This window comes from Anaerotignum lactatifermentans (genome assembly GCF_016902535.1).
Taxonomy (GTDB): domain Bacteria; phylum Bacillota; class Clostridia; order Lachnospirales; family Anaerotignaceae; genus Anaerotignum; species Anaerotignum lactatifermentans_A.
Window position 1 is genome coordinate 66,883 of sequence record NZ_JACSNY010000002.1, and the last position, 19,442, is coordinate 86,324.

A 19,442-nucleotide genomic window follows, 5' to 3' on the forward strand; every position below is an offset into this window, starting at 1 on the left:
ATAGACGAAGGAGATATTTTTGGAAAGGATGATGGAAATGACAGAGGAAGAAAAGATTTTCGCGGGAAAAATGTTCGACCCAAGAAAACAGGAATTGAAGGATATTAAGCATAAGGCCCACGCCGCCTGCCTCAGATATAACCAGATGGACGAGTACGATCCGGATCGTCTGCCGATCGTGAAGGAGTTTATCGGCGGTATCGGCAACGTATATTATTTTCAGGGACCCATTCAGTTTAATTATGGCTCTCATACCTTTATCGGGGAAAACTTTTTTGCCAATTTCAATCTGACGGTCATGGATGACGCCAGAATTTATATTGGGGATAATGTTTGTTTTGGGCCGAATGTATCTTTAATGGCTACCTCCCATCCTTTGATCGCGCAGGAACGAATGGGGCTGGATGAGGAAGGAAAGACCACCATGGCGGAATACGCCGATGAGATCCATATTGGGAATAATGTATGGATCGCCTGCAACGCCATTGTAACCGGGGGCGTGCATATCGGGGATGATGTGGTCATTGGCGCGGGAAGCGTAGTGACAAAGGATATTCCTTCCGGGTATCTGGCCTATGGGAATCCCTGCCGTCCGGTGCGGAAAATAACAGAGGCAGACAGCAAAAAAGATTTGATCCTGCCGGAGGATCGGGAACATTTTTCCTATAATCTGAAAAAGAAATAAGCATAAAAAGGCCGTTGGAAGAGGAATCTTCCGATGGCCTTATTTTTTACAGATTGTATGCTTCAAAGCGTTTTACAAAGCAGACGCCGGTGGTACCGGGACCGGTATGGCTGGAAATGGTGGCGCCAATTTGATAAAAAGGCTCCAGAGGAAGGGAAGGAAGATGCTGCCGCAAATATTCCCGCAAAAGAGGAACCTCTTCAAACAAATCCGTAACACCGATATTTGCCAGATACTGTGATGGGTCCTCTCCCGATTCCTGAAAATGGAAAAGCGCCAGTTCCGCCAGCTTTTGCAGTCCTTTTTTCCGGCTGCGTACAGCGCCGCCTACATGGATTTCTCCGCCCTTGAGGATGATGACGGGCTTAATTTTCAGAAGGCTGCTGGAAAGTGCGGCGATTTTTCCGATTCGTCCGCCCTGTTGAAGATGCTTCAGGCCGCCAATCATGAAAATAATCCGTGCGTCTTCCTTGGCTTGCTCCAGATAAGAAGCGATTTGGACAGCGGTTTTGTCGGCATCCCGCATTCTTGCGGCCTCTTTCAGAAGAAGGGCCTGAGAACCGGTGGCGTTCCAGCTATCGATGATGTAGATTTCTCCATCCGGATAGGTCTCTTCCAGAATCAACTTGGCAGTCTGGGCCGACTGCACGGAACCGCTGAGGGTATGGGTGATGTGGCAGCTGATGATCTGCCCGCCCTGTTCCAGAACGGGGGTAAACGCTTCCACATAGTCGTGGACAGAGGGCAGAGAGGTAGAAGGAAAGCCGTCTTCCTCCAGCATAAAGCGATAAAAGACATCCAGAGACAATTCCTCCAGTTCTTTTTGATATTGATGTCCACCCATGGATACGTAAAAAGGAATGACAGAGATGCCCAGACGAGCAGACTCTTCTTTGGTCAGGTCGCAGGACCCGTCGGAAAAAATAAAAACGTTAGACATAAGCGCCTCCTTCCTGAGAATCATATTCTTAACATAAATTTAGCACAGAATACGCCAATTTACAATATACAAAAACACGTTATGTAGTATAAGAAACTGGATGCATTTTGTATAAATATTCAATAATTGGAGATACTCTCCAAAAGGAGGGATGCGTATGTTTTTGGCGGGGGAAACCATCTTCTATCCGCTTCATGGCATCGGAACGGTGGTAGGGATCGCGGAGGACGGAAGTTATCAGATCCATCTGGCGGAAGAGAATGTTAATATTAAAGTTTCACAAAAAGGGGCAGCGGCCATCGGACTGCGCTATCCTCTGACAAAAGGGGATTTTTTTCAACAGCTGGAAGCGGGAAAGACTGCGCAGATCCCACAGGAGAAGCCGTGGCGACAGCAGCGAAAGGAGAACGCCGAAAGCCTGAAAAGCGGAGAAATCAAACAGGTAGCATCAGTGCTACGCCGGCTGGAGGAAAAGGAGCGGAAAAAGCCGTTGTCCGCCAGTGAGATCCGCATGAAACGCCTGGCTAGACAAATTATACAAAGTGAAATCCGATTTATTTTGGATATTGACGAAAAAAAAGCGAAAGAACTCCTTGCCAATTTCATGAATTATTGATAAAATTTGAATAAGGCGCAGGAGGGGTTTTATACTTTTTTCCGTGGCGCTGGGCGAAAGGGGGTGAAAGAGATGAAAAAGCTGCTTGAAATTATCATTAGTTTGCTGGTTACGGCGGCGATGTACGCAATCTTACATGTTATTTTCATACTGAATGTATTCCAGCTGGAAACACATTTTACAAGATATCTGCCCATAGGACTGGCGGTATTGACCGGACTCATATTCTATTTTATCATTGCATCGGCTGTGACGGAAATGATGATGCGGCGGCTGGCACAGACGGAGGACAGGCTGTCCAGAATGAATGTCAAAGAATTGTTTTTCTCTGTACTGGGATGTCTGTTTGGTCTGATGATCGCCAATTTGATCGGTTTGGCCTTCCGGGGATTCGGTGCGGCAGGGACATTTATTGTAGTTTTGCTGAATATCCTTTTTGGTGTGCTGGGGTTCCGTGTGGCCAGAAAAAAGAAGGATGAAGTCAATGTGACCAACCTTCAGCGGATTTTGATGCAGAATCATCCGCTGATGCAGGAAGGCGTCGTATATGGGCGCCCTAAAATACTGGATACCAGTGTAATCATTGACGGTCGGATCATGGATATTCTTCAGACTGGATTCATTGAAGGCAAGATTATCATTCCGGATTTTGTGCTGGAAGAGCTGCGTCATATTGCGGATTCGGCGGATGGATTGAAACGGAATCGGGGCAGACGTGGTCTGGATATTTTGAATGAGATCCAAAAACAGCTGGCAGTTCCGGTGGAAATCAAGGAGTTCAGTGTAAATCAGCCCATGGAAGTAGATTCAATGCTGCTGAAAATGGCGGAAAGCATGGATGCCTTCGTGGTGACCAATGATTTTAATTTGAATAAGGTCGCGGAATTCCAGGGTGTTCGGGTACTGAATATCAATGAGCTGGCCAATGCCATCAAGCCGGTGGTGCTGCCGGGAGAAGAAATGCAGGTGACCATCATCAAGGCTGGTAAGGAAGCGGGCCAGGGTGTGGCGTATCTGAACGATGGCACGATGATCGTTGTGGATGGCGGCAGCAAGCATATTGGAGAAACAAGAACCGTTGTGGTTACCAGTGTGCTTCAGACGGCGGCAGGCCGTATGATCTTTACAAAGCTGGTCGCGGCTGCGTGATCGAGGAAAAGCGGGGATAAGGCTTTCAGGCGTTATCCCCTTATTTTTACGAAAGGGAGAGAAACCATGAGACCCTACTGCACGGCCGTCATTATGGCGGCAGGAAAAGGAAAACGGATGGGCACAGATATCAGCAAGCAGTTTTTGCCGGTCTGCGGAAAGGAAATCCTTGCCTGGACGGTAGAAAAGTTTGAGGCCAGTCCCTCGGTGGATGAAATTATCCTGATGGCGGGAAAAGAAGGCAGAGAAGAAGTACAGGAGCTTTGTGACCGATATGGCTGGAAGAAAATCCGTCAGGTGGCGCTGGGCGGCAAGGAACGCCAGGATTCTGTGGCAAATGGGCTGGAGCTGCTGTCCGCTCAAACGGAGGTCGTATTGATTCATGACGGCGTCCGTCCCTTTGTGACAGAGGAGATGATCCGGGAAAGCATTGAGGGCGCTTTAAGTTATGGCGGCTGTGTCATCGGTGTTCCGGCAAAGGATACCATTAAGGTCTGTGACAAGAACCAGATGGCGGTGGAAACGCCGGAGCGCAGTACCTTATGGCAGATACAGACCCCCCAGACCTTTCAGCGGGAACTGATCTGCCGTGCCTATGAAAAAGCGAAAGCGGACGGCTTTCTGGGAACAGATGATGCGTCTGTGGCGGAGCATATGGGACGGCAGGTCTATGTGGCCAAAGGAGACTACCGCAATATCAAGATTACGACAAAAGAGGATCTTGTGATCGCGGAAGCGTTTATCAGGGAGGAAAAAGCATGAAGGAAGTCGTGATTTATACAGATGGCGCCTGCTCCGGGAATCCGGGGGCCGGCGGCTATGGCGCGATCCTGATGTATGGCAGTGCCAGAAAGGAGCTTTCCGCCGGGTATCGTCTGACAACCAACAATCGTATGGAAGTGCTGGCGGTTATTGCGGCGCTGGAGGCGCTGAAAGAGCCTTGCAGTGTCATATTATACAGTGATTCCAAATATGTCGTGGATGCCATTGAAAAAGGCTGGGTTACAAAATGGAAGGCCAATGGCTGGTACCGGAATAAGAAGGAGAAGGCGTCCAATGTGGATCTGTGGGAACGGCTGCTGGTACAGCTGGAACGGCATAAAGTGCGGTTTCAGTGGGTCAAGGGACATGCCGATAATCCGGGGAATGAGCGCTGCGACGAACTGGCACGGGCGGCCATTGTTTCCGGGGACCTGCAGGAAGACGAGAATTACGGAAATATGTAAAAAATGTAATAAAAATGAAAAATCCGCAGGGGAAATATGCATTGACACCCTTAGAAATATATGGTAGTATCGGGATGTAACATTTTTATTTTTTTAGTAGGAGGATTTATCAATGAAAAAAGGTACAGTAAAATGGTTTAATGCAGAAAAAGGCTTCGGTTTTATTTCCGTACCTGGCGAAGATGATGTATTCGTACATTTCTCCGCAATCCAGGCTGAAGGCTACAAGACTCTGGAAGAAGGCCAGGAAGTAGAATTTGAAGTAGTACAGGGTGCAAAAGGCCCTCAGGCTGCAAACGTAACAAAGGCTTAATCAATCTTATTTATTGAATTGCAGATGCTTACGCATTGAAAGGATATAGAATATCATTCGGTTATGTCAAGAGACCCTTCGCAGGAATGCGAAGGGTTTTTTCTGTGAACAATCGGGGGAAAATGGGGTTTTTTGTCAAGAAATAATTGCATCAAAAACAGGGCTGTGCTAAAATAATATGATGTACGTAAGAAAAGAAGGAAACGGAGTTTGAGATCATGAGACAGAAAATTGAGAATATCAGAAATGTAGCTATCATTGCCCATGTCGATCACGGCAAAACCACACTGGTGGATCAGATGCTGCGTCAGAGCGGTATCTTCCGCTCCAACCAGGTGGTACAGGAACGTGTCATGGACAGCGGAGATATTGAACGGGAACGTGGAATCACTATCCTGTCTAAAAATACTGCTGTTCACTATGGCAATACAAAGATCAATATTATTGATACACCGGGACACGCGGACTTCGGCGGTGAGGTAGAACGTGTTCTGAAAATGGTTGACGGCGTTGTTCTGGTGGTAGACGCCTTTGAAGGCCCTATGCCCCAGACAAAATTCGTTCTGCGCAAGGCGCTGGAACTGGATCATCCTGTTGTAGTCTGTGTCAATAAGGTAGACAGACCGGAGGCGCGTCCCCAGGAAGTGGTGGACGAGGTCCTGGAGCTGTTCCTGGAACTGGAAGCCAACGATAAGCAGCTGGATTCTCCCTTTGTATTCGCTTCCGCAAGAGGCGGCTACGCTTCCGAAGATCCGGAAGCCAGAGAAGGAGATATGAAGCCGCTGTTTGAGGCCATTCTGAACCATATTCCCGCGCCGGAAGGCGATGCGGACGCGCCCTTGCAGGCACTGATCTCCACCATTGATTACAGCGAATATGTGGGACGGATCGGTATTGGCAAAATCGAAAACGGCACCATCCATGTCAATGACGAAGTGGTGGTTTTGAATATGCACAACGCGGAAACCCAGAAAAAGGTCCGCATTACAAAGCTATATGAATTTGACGGCTTGCAGAGAGTAGAGGTAAAAGAGGCTAGCGTAGGCAGTATCGTAGCTCTCAGCGGTATTGAGAACATTATGATCGGGGACACCATCTGTTCTCCTCTGAAACCGGAAGCGCTGCCTTTTGTAAAAATTTCGGAACCTACTATTTCCATGACATTCTCTGTCAATGACAGCCCCTTTGCCGGTCAGGAAGGAAAATATGTTACCTCCCGTCAGATTCGTGACAGACTGTATAAAGAACTGAATACAGACGTGAGCCTGCGGGTAGAGGATACAGATTCTATGGACGCCATGAAGGTTTCTGGCCGTGGGGAATTGCATCTGTCTATTCTGATCGAGACCCTTCGCAGAGAAGGCTATGAATTCCAGGTATCCAAGCCGGAAGTTCTGTATCACGAGATCGATGGCAAAAAATGCGAGCCTATGGAAGCAGTAACCATTGATGTACCGGAAGAATTTGTGGGAAATGTCATTGAGAAACTAGGGGCAAGAAAAGGGGAAATGACCAATATGGCGCCTTCCAAAGGCGGCTATACCCGTCTGGAGTTCTCTATCCCCGCCAGAGGTCTCATTGGTTATAGAAATGAATTTTTGACAGATACCAAGGGTAACGGTATTTTGAATTCTATTTTTGACGGCTACGCTCCTTACAAAGGAGAGATCCCTACCAGATCTCAGGGATCTCTGGTGGCTTTTGAAAGCGGTGAGGCCATTACCTATGGTCTGTATAACGCACAGGAGAGAGGCGATCTGTTCATTGGCGCCGGCGTAAAGGTATACGAAGGGATGATCGTGGGCCGCAACGCCAGAGCCGATGATATGGATATTAACGTCTGCAAGAAAAAACAGCTGACCAATACACGTGCATCGGGTTCTGACGATGCTCTTCGTTTGACTCCGCCTATCCAGATGTCTCTGGAGCAGTGTATGGAATTTATTGGTGATGATGAACTGGTAGAAGTAACACCAGTTAGTCTTCGTATGCGGAAAAAAATACTTGACTGCAATCAGCGCAGAAAATTTAGAATCCACGGGAAACAGGCATAAGTAAGAAACTGCTTTGAAAAAACAGGAAAACAGTGGAAGGGAATAGAGGTGTACCCATGGCGGTGAAGGTGAAAAAAAGAGGATCTTTTGTAAAGCAGGCGGCGATTCTGGCTTCTGCTGGTATCCTGGTGCGTTTTTTGGGCTTTGTCTATCGTCTGCCCCTGACCAATATGATCGGGGACGAGGGAAATGCCATATACAGCGCTGGGTATTATATCTATACCTTTTTGCTGATCCTTTCTTCCGCCGGGCTGCCTGCGGCTATCTCCAAGCTGGTTTCAGAACGTCTGGCGCTCAGGCAGTATCGAAACGCTCATCATGTATTTCAGGCGGCACTGATCGTTTCGGTGAGTATGGGTTTGTTTTTCGGCATCATACTTTTTGTATTCAGTGACAGAATCGCTGTGATTTCTGGGATACCAGAAAGCTCTTACTGCGTGAAAACTTTGGCACCTACGCTTTTGGTTGTTGCGGTGATGTCAGCATACCGCGGATATTTCCAGGGAATGAATACCATGGTTCCCACAGCAATCTCACAGATCATAGAACAGATTTTTAATGCATTTTTCAGCGTTTATCTGGCCTATGTATTCTTAGGACTGTATATTCCAGAGGGAATGACAAAAAATATTCCTCTGGGGGCTGCTGGCGGTACTATGGGTACTGGTGTTGGCGCTGTTGCCGGATTGGTGGTTGTTGTCTTTAGTTATATGCTGATCCGCCCTACACTGACCAGAAGAGCAAGACGATGTCATCAGCCAGTGGAGATCAGCAGGAAGGAAGCTGTGGGAATGGTGTTGCAGACGGCCTGGCCTATTATTGCGGGAACGGCTGTGTTTAGTATCACCAATCTGATTGATATGAGTATGGTGATGCGGATTCTGGAAAGCATCAACTATACCCATGATGAAGCAGAAGTTCTTTATGGACAGCTTTCCGGTAAGTATGTGACATTGACGACGCTGCCGGTATCTATTTCCACGGCCATTGCAACGGCGGTACTGCCCAGTATTGCCGCTTCCGTAAAGCTGGGGGAGAAGAAACAGGTACGTAAGAAAATGGATTTGACCTATCGTATTTCCATGATTATTTCTGTGCCCGCCGCTGTTGGGATCGGCGCCCTGGGCACACAGATTATTGCTATGTTATTTCCCAGCGCCAGTGAAGGCGGAAGCCTGCTGACAGTGGGAGCGGTCTCCATTATTTTCCTGGCCCTCTGCCAGACCTCTACGGGGATTTTACAGGGGATTGGACGTATCAAAGTACCGGTGGTCGGCGCCCTGCTGGGAGCGGTCGCCAAGATTATTTTGAATTTGCTTCTGATTTCCAGACCCAGCCTGAATATTTATGGGGCGGTGCTTTCCACCACGGGATGCTATTTCGTAGCGGCGGTATTTGATGTTGCTATGCTGTCCCGTTATACAGGAACAAAATTTGATATTATGGGCAGTTTCCTGAAACCCATCATTGGCTCTGCCATTATGGGCGCCGCAGCGCTGGGGGTATATCATGGGCTGTATCTGCTGCTGCCCAATAACACAGCCTGCACATTGATCGCCATTGCCATCGCTATTGTGATTTATGGTCTGGTTATGCTGGTTATCAAAGGGATCACGGAGGATGACCTCCAGCATATTCCCGGGGGAACCAGACTGATACCAATGCTGCGGCGGTGTCATCTGCTGTAATTTTTAGAAGAAACAGGGGAGTGGAAGGGGAAAATGAAGATTTTTCCGGCTGCTCCCCTTCTGTATATCCAGAGGAAAAAAGAGAGGAGGGAAGCTGATGTTTGATATTGCGGAGGAATTGAAAAAGCTGCCGCAGAAGCCCGGTGTTTATCTGATGAAAAACGATATGGGCGAGATTATTTATGTGGGGAAGGCCATCAATCTGCGCAACCGTGTGCGGCAGTATTTCCAGAGCAGTAAAAATCATACGCTGAAAACAAAAAGCATGGTGCCGCATATTGCCGAGTTTGAATATATCGTCACCGATTCGGAGATGGAAGCGCTGATTTTGGAGTGTAATCTGATCAAAAAGCACAGCCCAAGATATAATATCATGCTGAAGGATGATAAAACCTATCCCTATATCAAAGTGACCCTCCAGGAGGATTTTCCCAGGATTTTTGCTACACGGCGAAGAGAAAAAGACAAGGCCAAATACTACGGGCCTTTTACAGACGGCCTTGCCATGAAGGAAACCATTGAGACCCTCCATAAGCTCTTTCCCATTCGAAAATGCAAGAAGGTATTTCCGAGGGACATCGGTAAGGAGCGTCCCTGTCTGAACCATCATATCGGGCAGTGTCTGGCGCCATGCAGCGGGCAGATAACCAAGGAGGAATACGGTCTTTACGTAAAGGACGCTATGGATTTCCTGGAAGGACGTCATGAGGATATCCTGAAAAAAATGAAAAAAGAGATGATGGAAGCGGCGGAAAAAATGGAGTTTGAAAAGGCCGCCTCTCTCCGGGATAAAATACAGGCCATCCAGAGTATTGCCCAGAAACAGAAAATGGCGAATACGGTAATGCAGGAGGCGGATGTCATCGCTTTGGTGCGGGCTTTTTCCCAGTGCCTGGTACAGGTATTTTTTATCCGGGACGGCAAAATGACGGGCCGGGAGAATTTTACGCTGACGGCGCCGGAGGAGCAGAGCCGAAGCGAGATTATGACAGCCTTTGTTACGCAGTTTTACAGCGGCACGGCCCATATTCCGAAAGAAATCATATTGCAGGAGCCGCTGCTGGAAGAGGAAACACCGCTGCTGGAGGAATATCTTTCGGAAAAGCGGGGCAGCAAGGTGACTTTCACATTGCCCCAAAAAGGGGAGAAACAGAAGCTGGTGGAATTGGCTTACAAAAACGCCAACCTTGTTTTTGAACAGTTTGGGGAGCGGATGCGCAGGGAAGAAATGCGGACGAAAGGGGCTATGGAGGAAATCCGGCAGGCTCTCGGTCTGCCCCAGACACTGCATAGAGTAGAGGCCTATGACATTTCCAATACTCAGGGATTTGAGTCTGTGGGCTCTATGGTGGTTTTTGAGGACGGAAAGGCGAAATACAGTGATTACCGAAAATTTAAGATCAGAACAGTAGTGGGGGCCAATGACTTTGCTTCCATGCAGGAGGTACTGTGCAGAAGGCTGAATCATGGCATCAAGGTACAAATGGAAGGGAAGAACGACAGCTTTACCCGTTTGCCGGATTTGATCCTCATGGACGGCGGCAGGACACAGGTCCACGCGGCCCAGGAGGTACTGGCGGAATTTGGCATGGAGATCCCTGTCTGCGGCATGGTAAAGGATGACCGGCACCGCACCAGAGGGCTGTTTTTTGACGAAAGAGAAATTCTCCTTCCGCTGTCCTCGGAAGGTTTTCGTCTGGTGACAAGGATACAGGATGAAGTGCATCGTTTTGCTATTACCTACCATAGACAGCTGCGGCAGAAAAAAGCCCTCCATTCCGCTTTGGATGATATCAAGGGCATCGGTCAGGTCAGAAGAAAGGCGCTGATGCGTCATTTTGGCTCTGTGGAGCGGATCGCGCAGGCGGAGGTGGCGGAACTGCTGGAGGTGGAGGAAATGAATATCCCCTCGGCGGAAGCGGTTTATGCTTTTTTCCATGGAGATTGATTGCATCCTTTTGTATTTTTCGGTATGATAAAATAGTAATCATATTGTTTGGCGAGGAAAGGGGTTGCGGAAATGTATTCTGCGGATATTAAAAAATTTGTAGAACGATTTGAACTGGAAAATCTTCTGCCGGAGATTGACCTGGAAGGACGGGTCATCAGCCGGAAGGAAGTCAACCGTCCTGCCCTTCAGCTGACAGGATTTTATGAGAGATTTGACAATGACAGAGTACAGATCATTGGACGGGTAGAGCACAGCTATCTATTGACGCTGGACCCGGAAGAACGCCGTCAGGCTATCTGCCATTTGTTTGAGTATCATATCCCCTGTCTGATTATCTGTAAAAATCTGGAGATTTTCCCGGAAATGCTTTATTACGGGAGAAAATACGGTGTGCCGATTTTCCGTACCCAGGATACGACTACCAGCTTTGTGGCGGAACTGATCGTTTGGCTTCATGACGAACTGGCGGATCGGGAGACTGTCCATGGGGTATTGGTGGATATTTACGGGGAAGGCGTTTTGATTATTGGAGACAGCGGTATCGGCAAAAGCGAAACTGCACTGGAGCTGATTAAAAGAGGCCATCGTCTGGTGGCGGATGACGCTGTGGAAATCCGGAAGATCGCGGATAAGAAGCTGGTAGGCTCCTGTCCGGAGCTGATCCGTTATCTCATTGAACTGCGAGGTATCGGTATCATCAATGTAAAGGAATTGTTTGGCGTCGGCGCAATCAAAATGAAAAAAACCATTGACCTGGTGATCCGTCTGGAAATGTGGGACGGCACCACCGGCGGCTATGACCGGATTGGTCTGGACGAGGAATATATTGACATCCTGGGGAATAAAGTTCTTTGTAACACTATCCCCATTCGTCCCGGCAGAAATGTGGCTGTAATCTGTGAATCTGCGGCCATTACCAACCGTCAGAAGAAAATGGGCACCAATACGGCGAAAGAGCTGGAAGCCAGACTGATGATGAAGTGCAAAAATTCAAAGTAAACAGAGGAGTATGCCATGGAAAAGACAGTAGCGTGTTTAAAAGAAATATTGGGAGCGGAGGGCCTTCTGGAACAGGAATCCATGGCCTTGCATACAACCTTTAAAACAGGCGGCCCGGCGGATCTTTTTCTGATGCCGGAAACTGCACAGCAGCTGAAAGAAACCATTTCGAAGCTGCGCCAGGCCAATATCCCCTATTATATATTGGGCAACGGCAGCAACCTGCTGGCAGGCGATAAAGGCTATCGCGGCGCCATGATCCAGCTGTACAGCCGAATGCAGAAGATCCAGGTCAGTGGAGAGGAGATCCATGTGGAATGCGGCGCGCTGCTTTCCGCAGTGGCGGCGGAGGCAGCAAATGCGTCGTTGGAAGGCTTTGCTTTTGCTTCCGGCATCCCTGGCACTTTTGGCGGTGCCGTTGTGATGAATGCGGGGGCCTATGGCGGTGAAATGAAGGATGTTCTGGTCAGTGTGGATGTACTGACAAAGGATCTGGAGGTTCTGTCGCTGCCGGCGGAGGAACTGGAGCTTTCCTACCGTCACAGCATCGTGCCGGAAAAGGAATATATCGTTCTGGGCGGTGTGATTCGCCTGAAAAAGGGCAATCAGGAAAAGATCCGGGAGGAAATGGCGGAACTGGCAAAACAACGCAGGGAAAAACAGCCTTTGCAGTACCCCAGCGCGGGAAGCACCTTTAAACGACCGCAGGGATATTTTGCGGGAAAACTCATCAGTGATGCCGGACTAAAAGGACGGAGTGTAGGCGGTGCGCAGGTTTCGGAAAAACATGCCGGTTTTCTGGTGAATAAGGGAGGTGCCACGACCCAGGATATTTTGGATCTGATCCGGATCTGCCAGGATACGGTATGGGAGCAGTTTGGCGTAAAGCTGGAAACGGAAGTGAAATTTATCGGGGAGCAATAAGACGGAAAGGGAGGTGTTTCGTCTGTGAGGTTCGTGATTGTTACGGGGATGTCCGGTGCCGGGAAATCATCGGCGCTGCGTTTTCTGGAAGATATCAACTATTTTTGTGTAGATAATATGCCGCCGGCGCTTCTGCCCAAATTTGCGGAGCTTTGTTTTGAGCAGGACGGCGGCTTTGAACGGGTAGCTATCGGAATTGATATCCGTGGCGGAAAACTGTTTTATGATCTGTTTTCCGTATTATTCCAGCTGCAGGAAAGCGGCTATGAATACGAGATCCTGTTTTTGGACGCAAAGGACAGTGTACTCATCAAACGGTATAAAGAAACCAGAAGGAGTCATCCGTTGTCCCGGAAGGGGTCCATTGAAGAAGGCATTTCCAAGGAACGGGAAATGCTGCGGGATGTAAAGTCGAAGGCGACCTATATTATTGATACCAGCAATGTATTAACGAGAGAATTGAAGGAGCAGATCAACCGGATCTTTCAGGATGATGAGAAATTCGACAATCTGGTTATTACTGTTTGTTCCTTTGGGTTCAAATACGGGATACCGCCGGACAGCGACCTGGTATTTGACGTGCGCTTCCTGCCTAATCCCTATTACATTTCCGAATTGAAGGAACTGACAGGAAACGATGCCCCGGTCAGTGATTATGTGATGGGGTTTGAGGAAAGCCGGGCCTTTTTGGACAAGCTGGTGGATATGCTGGAATTCCTGATCCCTCACTATATCAAAGAGGGAAAAAACAGCCTCGTCATCAGCATTGGATGCACAGGCGGAAAACACCGTTCAGTAACATTGGCAAACGCTTTGTTCGCGGCGCTGAGTCAGGAAAAGCATACAGTCCTTTTGAAGCATAATGACATTGAAAAAGATGCCAAGAGAAAAGGCTGAAAGGAAGAAGAAGGAACGAGGATTTTATGACGGAAATCGCAAATTTGTCATTTTCATATAAGGTTAAAGAGGAGTTGTCCGCCCATTTTGGGAATGCCCGTCATTGTATGATCGCGGAACTGGCTGCCTATATAAATATGTGTGGACAGATCGTCACTTTTGGAGATTCTTTTTGTTTAAAAATACATACAGAGAATTTTTTTGTAGTGAAAAAGTGCTTTACATTATTGAAAAATGCTTTTAATATTAGAGTTGAATTATCCGTACGCAGCGGCAGCCGGAAAAAGCGGTCATATCTTCTTTTGATCCGGGATTCTGCGGATGCGCAGCGGGTTTTGATGGCAGTCGGCGTGCTGCATCGTCAAAGAGGAGAGAGCAGACTGAAAAACTGTATTTATCCTCCTGTGACGGCATCTGTATGCTGCCGGCGGGCATATGTGAGAGGGGCTTTTATTGCGGCGGGCTCAGTAAATAATCCGGAAAAGAACTATCATCTGGAATTTGTTCTTTCTGACGCGGAGCTGGCGGTACAGCTGAAAGACCTGATCAATTCCTTTGAATTAGACGCCAAAATGGTGGAAAGAAAAGACCATTCTGTTGTATATCTGAAAGAAGGAGAGCAGATCGTAGATCTGTTTAATGTCATGGAAGCGCATGTGGCTTTGATGGATCTGGAAAATGTTCGGATCGTAAAGGAAATGCGCAATGATATCAACAGAAAGGTAAACTGCGAAACGGCAAATCTGAACAAGGTGGTCGGCGCTGCTGTAAAACAGCTGGAGGATATTGCCTATATTGAACAGACCATAGGTCTGGGGCAGCTGCCGGAACAGCTGGAGGAGCTGGCGAGGGTGCGGCTGGAATACCCGGATAAGAGTCTGAAGGAGCTGGGAACATATCTTTCAGAGCCTGTGGGAAAATCCGGCGTTAATCATCGTTTGCGTAAAATCAGCAGTATCGCGGAATCTTTGAGAGAGGGTAAGGGTGAAGTAGAATGACACAAAAAACAGTTACGATCAAAGCGGCTTTAGACGCAAGACAGGCAGCCTTCTTTGTACAGACTGCAGGCAAATTCAAGAGCGAAATCCGTATTGCCATTGAGGACAAGAAAATCAATGCCAAAAGCATCATGGGTACCATCGCACTGGATATGCAGGAAGGACAGTCTGCGCTGATTATTGCCGAAGGTGTGGACGAAGAAGCGGCGGTCAACGAATTGGCTGAGGTATTATCCTGATCTCCACTGGTTAAAAATACGAAAGAAAATAGAAATGAGAGCAAGGGGTGTCCCGAAAACGGACCTCCTTGTTTTTTTGTGTTCTAATTATGCAAATTGTGAAAATAAAGGAACGTATGTTTTATAAATAAAACTGTTTTTTTATATAAAATCGACAAAAACAAATATATGTTCGTATTATGATTGAATGAGAATTACGAATTGTGATATAATGAGAGCAAAGTAATGGAAAGGGGGACAATACATTGAAAAAGATTGTCGTTGCGCTTTTGATGGGAATGCTTTTATTGCTTCCCGTAGTAGGAGTGGGAGAAAGTGAGGGCATCGGTGTCTCCATCGACGGGGACAAAGTGGTCTATACATCTTCCTCGGGAAAGCCGTTTGTGGATACGGCGGGCAGGACACAAGTGCCGTTTCGCCAGACAATGGAGGAATTTGGCTGCGAGGTATCATGGGAGGAAAATACACAGACGGCTGTGGCCTCCAAGGATGGTATTGTAGTTAAAGCGCCCATCGGTGAGAAGAATATTTACCGTAATGGTGTAAAGGTAGAAAATGATACGGCGGCATTGATTCAGGGTGGCAGAACCTATTTGCCGATTCGTGTGGTTCTGGAAAGCTTTGGGGCAAAGGTTGTCTGGAATGGTGCGGAAAATATGGTAGAGGTCTCTCTTTCCGTAAATGAGAATGGCCAGATTCAGGTGCATTTTCTGGATGTGGATCAGGCGGATGCCATATTGATCGACGATGGAGATTTTGAGGTATTGATTGACGGCGGTACAAAAGCGGAAGGCAGTAAGGTGGTTTCCTATTTATCCGGGTATGTGGACGGAGATCTGGATGTTCTTGTGGCTACCCATGCCCATGAGGACCATATCGGCGGACTTCCGGCGGTATTTGACCGCTACACGGTGGATATGGTTATCGACAGCGGAAAAAGCGCGGACTCCGCGATCTATACGCTGTACAGCCAAAAACGTACCGCGGAGCAGTGTGTGTATGAAACTGCCGATCAGGGGAGAACTATTGAACTGCCCAGCGGTGCCAAACTGGAGATCCTTCCTATGAGCGGAAATTATACAGACGCCAATGATACCAGTGTGATTACACTGCTGGATTATGATGATGTGGAGGTTTTGTTCATGGGAGACGCCTCGACGGAGGTAGAACAGAACAATCTTTCCAGATTCAGCGATGTGGATGTTTTGAAAGCGGGGCATCACGGCTCCCGTACCGCGGGCAGTGCCGCCTTTTTGCAGCGGGTACAGCCAGAGTATGTGGTGATTTCCGCCGGATTGGATAACCGCTATGGACATCCTCATCAGGAAGCCCTTTCGGCATATTTGAATACCGGCGCAGCTGTATATGGCACCTTCCGCTCCGGGGATATTGTGATGACAACAGACGGCAGTGAGATTTCTTTCCAGACAAGCCGAAAATTGACAATGGCGGATGTTGGCGCCAAAAGCGGCAGCCAGACCACTTCCTCTGTGTCCGCTGCGGCGCCGGTTACAACGCCTTCGCAGCCTGCGGCATCTCAGCCGGTGGAAAGTACGGCCGTTTACATTGGAAACAGCAATTCCATGATCTTCCATAGAGCGGACTGCAGCTCGGTGGCCCGGATGAGCGAGAAAAATAAGGTATCCTTGCCTTCGGCGGCAGAGGCACTGGCACAGGGATACCGTGGATGCAAGATCTGCAATCCATAAGCAGGATGGATTTTGAAAAATCAAAAGCAGAAAGGTTCTTTGGCGGAAGAGTCTTTCTGCTTTTTTTCATGGGCAAAAGTCTGTTTTTTCTAAATTTATAGTTGAGAAAGTGTAGTACTTGACGTATACTTTTCTTTAGGTATTTTTTGTAAAAGAAAGAGGGGGAGTCTATGGAAGTGCTATCGATTGTGCTGCCGGTATTCGTCATGCTGGCACTGGGGATGACATGCAGCCGTATGAAGCTGATCTCAAGAGAAGGTATGGATGGGATCAAGCTTTTGGCTACCAATATCATGCTGCCGGTGGTATTGGTAGATGCTTTGGGAACTGCGGAATATAACGCCACGACGCTGTTGATCCTGATTGTCATGTTTGTGCAGCTGCTGATCGCTCTGGGGGCCGGGTACCTGTTTCGTCCGCTGGTGGGCGGCAGTGGAAAATATTTGCCCTTTCTGACAGCCAGCTTTGAGGGTGGCATGATGGGGTATCCGCTGTATATGGCAATCTGCGGAACTGCGATGCTGTCTAATATTGCAACGTTAGATATGGCAAACTGTATTTTTACCTTTACCGTATATCTGGCATTGATTACGGCCACAGGGAAAGGAAAGAACAGCGGCAGAGAACTGCTCAATACTGTTTTGCACGCACCTGCCATGTATGGTGTAGCTATCGGTATGATTCTGGGGGTAACGGGAATCCTGCCAAAGGTGGCGGCTTCTTCTGTGGGTGGAATCTATTCCGCTTTAGTGAGCATGATTACTACACCAGTATCCGCACTGATTTTGCTGTGTGTTGGCTATGATCTCCAGCTGGACAGACGGGTCCTGACGGCGGCGGGGAAATCCGCGGCGATCAGACTGGTTCTGCAGGCTGTGCTTCTGGCGGGCGTATGGCTGATTCTTAGCCGGTTTGTTACAGAACGGGAAATGTTTATCGCCATTGTTCTGTATGCTTTTATGCCGCCTTGCTTTATGAGTCCGCTCTATGCTGTGGATGAGCGGGATAAGGCGTATACTTCTACGACCATATCTTTATATACATTGATCTCTATTGCCGCTTTTACGGTGCTGACGGTCGTATTCAGCTGAGTTGGCAGTGGGACAGATGAGACAGAAACGCTTCGGTACCTTTGGAGACTGGGGCGTTCTTTTTTATGGCGATACCAATGGTACGGACAGAGGCAGGATGAATTGGGACAGCCGCGACCCGGAAACGGGAGGTGTCCGCCACCAGTTCATGGAGAAGGCTGATGCCCAGACCGGCTTCCGTCATGGAAAGTATGGCGTGGTCATCGCTGACGGCATGGATCATAGCCTGTGCCAACGGCAGCTGAGCGAGGATACGCCGGATTTCCTGATCCCGCTCTTCCACCGGCTGCAAAAGGATCTGGCCCCCAAAGGCCGACAGAGGGAAAGTCTGTTCCTTGGCCATAGGATGGTCCATGGGCAGCACGGCAACCAGTCTGTCCTGCAGAAGAGGATGTATTTCCAGATCCGCCTCCGCAGGCAAAGGCAAAAAGCCGCAGTCTATGATGCCCTGACGAAGCCACTCCCTGATCTGTGCGTACTCTCCGTGAAAGAGCTGAAAGGAAATCTGGGGAAATGCTTTTTGGAATTTTCCAAGAATATGAGGCAGAAAAGAGGCACTGACACTGGAAAAGGCGCCGATTCGTACAAAGCCGGCCTCGGCCTTATGAAGCCGGTGAATCTTTTCTTCCAACGTTTCCTGTGACTGGCAGATACTGCGCAGTTCTTCCAGAAGAGCCAAACCATCTGAGGTGGGGCTGAGATTTCCGCGATTGCGCAGCAGCAGCGGCAGATCCCATTCCTCTTCCAGCTGGGCGATCATACGGCTGACAGCGGACTGTGTATAGCCTAGCTGTTTTGCCGCCTTTGTGATGCTGCCGGTATGGATAACGGATAAATAAGCTCTGTATTTTTGTATCATGAAATCACAATCATTCTATTTTATCATATTTAATATGATAAAGATTCGTTTGTGGAATGTCAATTCATCAGATATAATGAAAAAAAGGAGGCGGTACGATGAAAAAGATTACAACGGAATATATTATTGAGAAATTTTCAAAAAATAATCCGGTGGCGGCTGTGGTAGAGCCGAGGGAACTTTTTGCGCTGGATACGCTGGACTGTTTTGGGAATATGTATTACGGGACGGCGGAAGAAGAAATGCCGCCCTCCAATCCGGCAACGGGAGCGGTCTATGTGAAAGGCGCTATGCCGGGGGATGTGCTGCGTATAGAGATTCGGAACATCCAGCTGGGCAAGAAGGCTGTCATCGAAAGCGTCGCGGGGAAAGGCTGTCTGGGAGAACTGGTAGAAGAGGATAGTTTTCAGGTGTATGAATTGGAGGAGACCAGCTTTTGTTATGGAGAAAAGAAACTGGCGCTCTCTCCGATGATTGGTGTTTTGGGAACTGCACCGGCAGAGAGGGAGATTCCTACCCTTTTGCCTGGGGCCCATGGAGGGAATCTGGACTGCCGGCTCATAAAGGAGGGGGCTGTGGTCTATTTACCTGTTTTTGTGGAAGGCGGTCTGCTTTCGGCAGGAGATCTGCATGGCCTGATGGCAGATGGAGAAGTCGGATACAGCGGGTTGGAAACCTATGGAACGGTCTGGATGCGCGTGGAAGTAATCAGCGGAGTTCGCCTGCCTTCTCCTATGGTGTATGCAGAAGGATGCTGGTATCTTTTGTCTTCCGCCGAAACGTTGGACGAGGCGGCGAAGCAGGTTTGCGTGGATCTGTGCGGTCTTTTGACGGAATATGAGGGCTGGAAACGGGAAGATACGGTACGACTGCTGAATTTGATTGGAAATTTAGAAATTTGTCAGGCGGTCAATCCTTTGAAAACAGTCCGTCTGGGAGTCGGCGAAGAATTTCTGGAGCGGCTGCCCAGGCGAATGCGGTCGGAGATTCTGGAATCAAAAACACCTGTCATTTGAAAGTGTGGAAATCAGAAAAACAGAGGCGTGTCCGCCAGAGAACGAATGATTGTGTGCGCAGTGGGAAACTGTATGGAATCCGGGGAAT

General features: G+C 48.4%; 19 protein-coding genes. 17 read left to right on the forward strand and 2 right to left on the reverse strand.

What is annotated here, in order from left to right; all coding sequences use genetic code 11:
• The first annotated feature begins 37 nt into the window (after positions 1–37).
• Positions 38–685: a sugar O-acetyltransferase gene (locus tag H9X84_RS01745; RefSeq protein WP_205132821.1), complete on the forward strand. Its 648-nt coding sequence runs from the start codon at positions 38–40 to the stop codon at positions 683–685.
• Positions 686–731: 46 nt separating this feature from the next.
• Here H9X84_RS01745 and H9X84_RS01750 read toward each other — a convergent pair whose 3' ends face one another.
• Positions 732–1,625, reverse strand: coding sequence for a DegV family protein (locus H9X84_RS01750; protein WP_205132603.1), 894 nt, complete (start codon positions 1,623–1,625; stop codon positions 732–734).
• A 157-nt stretch (positions 1,626–1,782) separates the two neighbouring features.
• Here H9X84_RS01750 and H9X84_RS01755 point away from each other — a divergent pair, with 157 nt between their 5' ends.
• The 15 genes from H9X84_RS01755 to H9X84_RS01825 all read left to right on the forward strand — a co-directional run bounded on the left by H9X84_RS01755 (position 1,783) and on the right by H9X84_RS01825 (position 17,479).
• Positions 1,783–2,241: a CarD family transcriptional regulator gene (locus H9X84_RS01755; protein WP_205132604.1), complete on the forward strand. Its 459-nt coding sequence runs from the start codon at positions 1,783–1,785 to the stop codon at positions 2,239–2,241.
• A gap of 72 nt (positions 2,242–2,313) precedes the next feature.
• Positions 2,314–3,390, forward strand: a complete 1,077-nt coding sequence (locus H9X84_RS01760) for a PIN/TRAM domain-containing protein (protein WP_205132605.1) — start codon at positions 2,314–2,316, stop codon at positions 3,388–3,390.
• 66 nt (positions 3,391–3,456) lie between these two features.
• Positions 3,457–4,152, forward strand: a complete 696-nt coding sequence (gene ispD, locus H9X84_RS01765; protein ID WP_205132606.1) for a 2-C-methyl-D-erythritol 4-phosphate cytidylyltransferase — start codon at positions 3,457–3,459, stop codon at positions 4,150–4,152.
• Positions 4,149–4,616 (forward strand): ribonuclease HI, encoded by a 468-nt coding sequence (gene rnhA, locus H9X84_RS01770; RefSeq protein WP_205132607.1) that lies wholly within the window; start codon positions 4,149–4,151, stop codon positions 4,614–4,616. Before ispD ends, rnhA begins: the two co-directional genes overlap by 4 nt.
• A 112-nt stretch (positions 4,617–4,728) precedes the next feature.
• The gene (locus H9X84_RS01775; protein WP_205132608.1) at positions 4,729–4,929 is read left to right on the forward strand and encodes a cold-shock protein; all 201 of its coding nucleotides are present in this window, start codon (positions 4,729–4,731) and stop codon (positions 4,927–4,929) included.
• A gap of 218 nt (positions 4,930–5,147) precedes the next feature.
• Positions 5,148–6,983 (forward strand): translational GTPase TypA, encoded by a 1,836-nt coding sequence (gene typA / locus H9X84_RS01780; protein ID WP_205132609.1) that lies wholly within the window; start codon positions 5,148–5,150, stop codon positions 6,981–6,983.
• 56 nt (positions 6,984–7,039) lie between these two features.
• Positions 7,040–8,671, forward strand: coding sequence for a putative polysaccharide biosynthesis protein (locus H9X84_RS01785; RefSeq protein WP_205132610.1), 1,632 nt, complete (start codon positions 7,040–7,042; stop codon positions 8,669–8,671).
• Between the two features lie 97 nt (positions 8,672–8,768).
• On the forward strand, positions 8,769–10,619 hold the full coding sequence (gene uvrC / locus H9X84_RS01790; protein WP_205132611.1) for an excinuclease ABC subunit UvrC: 1,851 nt from the start codon (positions 8,769–8,771) through the stop codon (positions 10,617–10,619).
• A gap of 72 nt (positions 10,620–10,691) precedes the next feature.
• Positions 10,692–11,621 carry an HPr(Ser) kinase/phosphatase gene (hprK, locus tag H9X84_RS01795; RefSeq protein ID WP_205132612.1) on the forward strand — a complete coding sequence of 310 codons (930 nt, stop codon included), beginning with the start codon at positions 10,692–10,694 and terminating at the stop codon, positions 11,619–11,621.
• A 15-nt stretch (positions 11,622–11,636) separates the two neighbouring features.
• Complete coding sequence (murB, locus tag H9X84_RS01800) at positions 11,637–12,545, forward strand: UDP-N-acetylmuramate dehydrogenase (protein ID WP_205132613.1); 909 nt, start codon at positions 11,637–11,639, stop codon at positions 12,543–12,545.
• A 24-nt stretch (positions 12,546–12,569) separates the two neighbouring features.
• Positions 12,570–13,442 carry an RNase adapter RapZ gene (gene rapZ / locus H9X84_RS01805; RefSeq protein WP_205132614.1) on the forward strand — a complete coding sequence of 291 codons (873 nt, stop codon included), beginning with the start codon at positions 12,570–12,572 and terminating at the stop codon, positions 13,440–13,442.
• 44 nt (positions 13,443–13,486) lie between these two features.
• Entirely contained in the window at positions 13,487–14,440 is a 954-nt protein-coding gene (whiA, locus tag H9X84_RS01810; RefSeq protein WP_205132822.1) for a DNA-binding protein WhiA, read from the forward strand.
• Positions 14,437–14,679, forward strand: a complete 243-nt coding sequence (locus tag H9X84_RS01815; protein ID WP_205132615.1) for an HPr family phosphocarrier protein — start codon at positions 14,437–14,439, stop codon at positions 14,677–14,679. The genes whiA and H9X84_RS01815 overlap by 4 nt, the downstream gene beginning before the upstream one ends.
• 245 nt (positions 14,680–14,924) lie before the next feature.
• On the forward strand, positions 14,925–16,388 hold the full coding sequence (locus H9X84_RS01820; RefSeq protein WP_205132616.1) for a stalk domain-containing protein: 1,464 nt from the start codon (positions 14,925–14,927) through the stop codon (positions 16,386–16,388).
• Between the two features lie 170 nt (positions 16,389–16,558).
• A complete protein-coding gene (locus H9X84_RS01825; RefSeq protein ID WP_205132617.1) occupies positions 16,559–17,479 on the forward strand; it encodes an AEC family transporter in 921 nt (306 codons plus the stop codon).
• Here the strand turns inward: H9X84_RS01825 and H9X84_RS01830 are convergent.
• Positions 17,472–18,338 carry a LysR family transcriptional regulator gene (locus tag H9X84_RS01830; protein WP_205132618.1) on the reverse strand — a complete coding sequence of 289 codons (867 nt, stop codon included), beginning with the start codon at positions 18,336–18,338 and terminating at the stop codon, positions 17,472–17,474. The two genes, H9X84_RS01825 and H9X84_RS01830, sit on opposite strands and share 8 nt — an antisense overlap.
• A gap of 98 nt (positions 18,339–18,436) precedes the next feature.
• On the opposite strand from H9X84_RS01830, the gene H9X84_RS01835 reads away from it, so the two are divergent.
• On the forward strand, positions 18,437–19,354 hold the full coding sequence (locus H9X84_RS01835; protein ID WP_205132619.1) for an acetamidase/formamidase family protein: 918 nt from the start codon (positions 18,437–18,439) through the stop codon (positions 19,352–19,354).
• The last annotated feature ends 88 nt before the right edge of the window (positions 19,355–19,442 follow it).

Excerpts from the sequence above, each read along its gene's own strand:
- uvrC (WP_205132611.1), top strand. The coding sequence starts at position 8,769 with ATGTTTGATATTGCGGAGGAATTGAAAAAGCTGCCGCAGAAGCCCGGT.
- ispD (WP_205132606.1), top strand. The coding sequence starts at position 3,457 with ATGAGACCCTACTGCACGGCCGTCATTATGGCGGCAGGAAAAGGAAAA.
- typA (WP_205132609.1), top strand. The coding sequence starts at position 5,148 with ATGAGACAGAAAATTGAGAATATCAGAAATGTAGCTATCATTGCCCAT.
- H9X84_RS01825 (WP_205132617.1), top strand. The coding sequence starts at position 16,559 with ATGGAAGTGCTATCGATTGTGCTGCCGGTATTCGTCATGCTGGCACTG.
- H9X84_RS01815 (WP_205132615.1), top strand. The coding sequence starts at position 14,437 with ATGACACAAAAAACAGTTACGATCAAAGCGGCTTTAGACGCAAGACAG.
- rnhA (WP_205132607.1), top strand. The coding sequence starts at position 4,149 with ATGAAGGAAGTCGTGATTTATACAGATGGCGCCTGCTCCGGGAATCCG.
- H9X84_RS01750 (WP_205132603.1), bottom strand. The coding sequence starts at position 1,625 with ATGTCTAACGTTTTTATTTTTTCCGACGGGTCCTGCGACCTGACCAAA.
- H9X84_RS01775 (WP_205132608.1), top strand. The coding sequence starts at position 4,729 with ATGAAAAAAGGTACAGTAAAATGGTTTAATGCAGAAAAAGGCTTCGGT.
- hprK (WP_205132612.1), top strand. The coding sequence starts at position 10,692 with ATGTATTCTGCGGATATTAAAAAATTTGTAGAACGATTTGAACTGGAA.
- H9X84_RS01760 (WP_205132605.1), top strand. The coding sequence starts at position 2,314 with ATGAAAAAGCTGCTTGAAATTATCATTAGTTTGCTGGTTACGGCGGCG.
- H9X84_RS01745 (WP_205132821.1), top strand. The coding sequence starts at position 38 with ATGACAGAGGAAGAAAAGATTTTCGCGGGAAAAATGTTCGACCCAAGA.
- H9X84_RS01785 (WP_205132610.1), top strand. The coding sequence starts at position 7,040 with ATGGCGGTGAAGGTGAAAAAAAGAGGATCTTTTGTAAAGCAGGCGGCG.
- H9X84_RS01755 (WP_205132604.1), top strand. The coding sequence starts at position 1,783 with ATGTTTTTGGCGGGGGAAACCATCTTCTATCCGCTTCATGGCATCGGA.
- H9X84_RS01835 (WP_205132619.1), top strand. The coding sequence starts at position 18,437 with ATGAAAAAGATTACAACGGAATATATTATTGAGAAATTTTCAAAAAAT.
- H9X84_RS01830 (WP_205132618.1), bottom strand. The coding sequence starts at position 18,338 with ATGATACAAAAATACAGAGCTTATTTATCCGTTATCCATACCGGCAGC.
- murB (WP_205132613.1), top strand. The coding sequence starts at position 11,637 with ATGGAAAAGACAGTAGCGTGTTTAAAAGAAATATTGGGAGCGGAGGGC.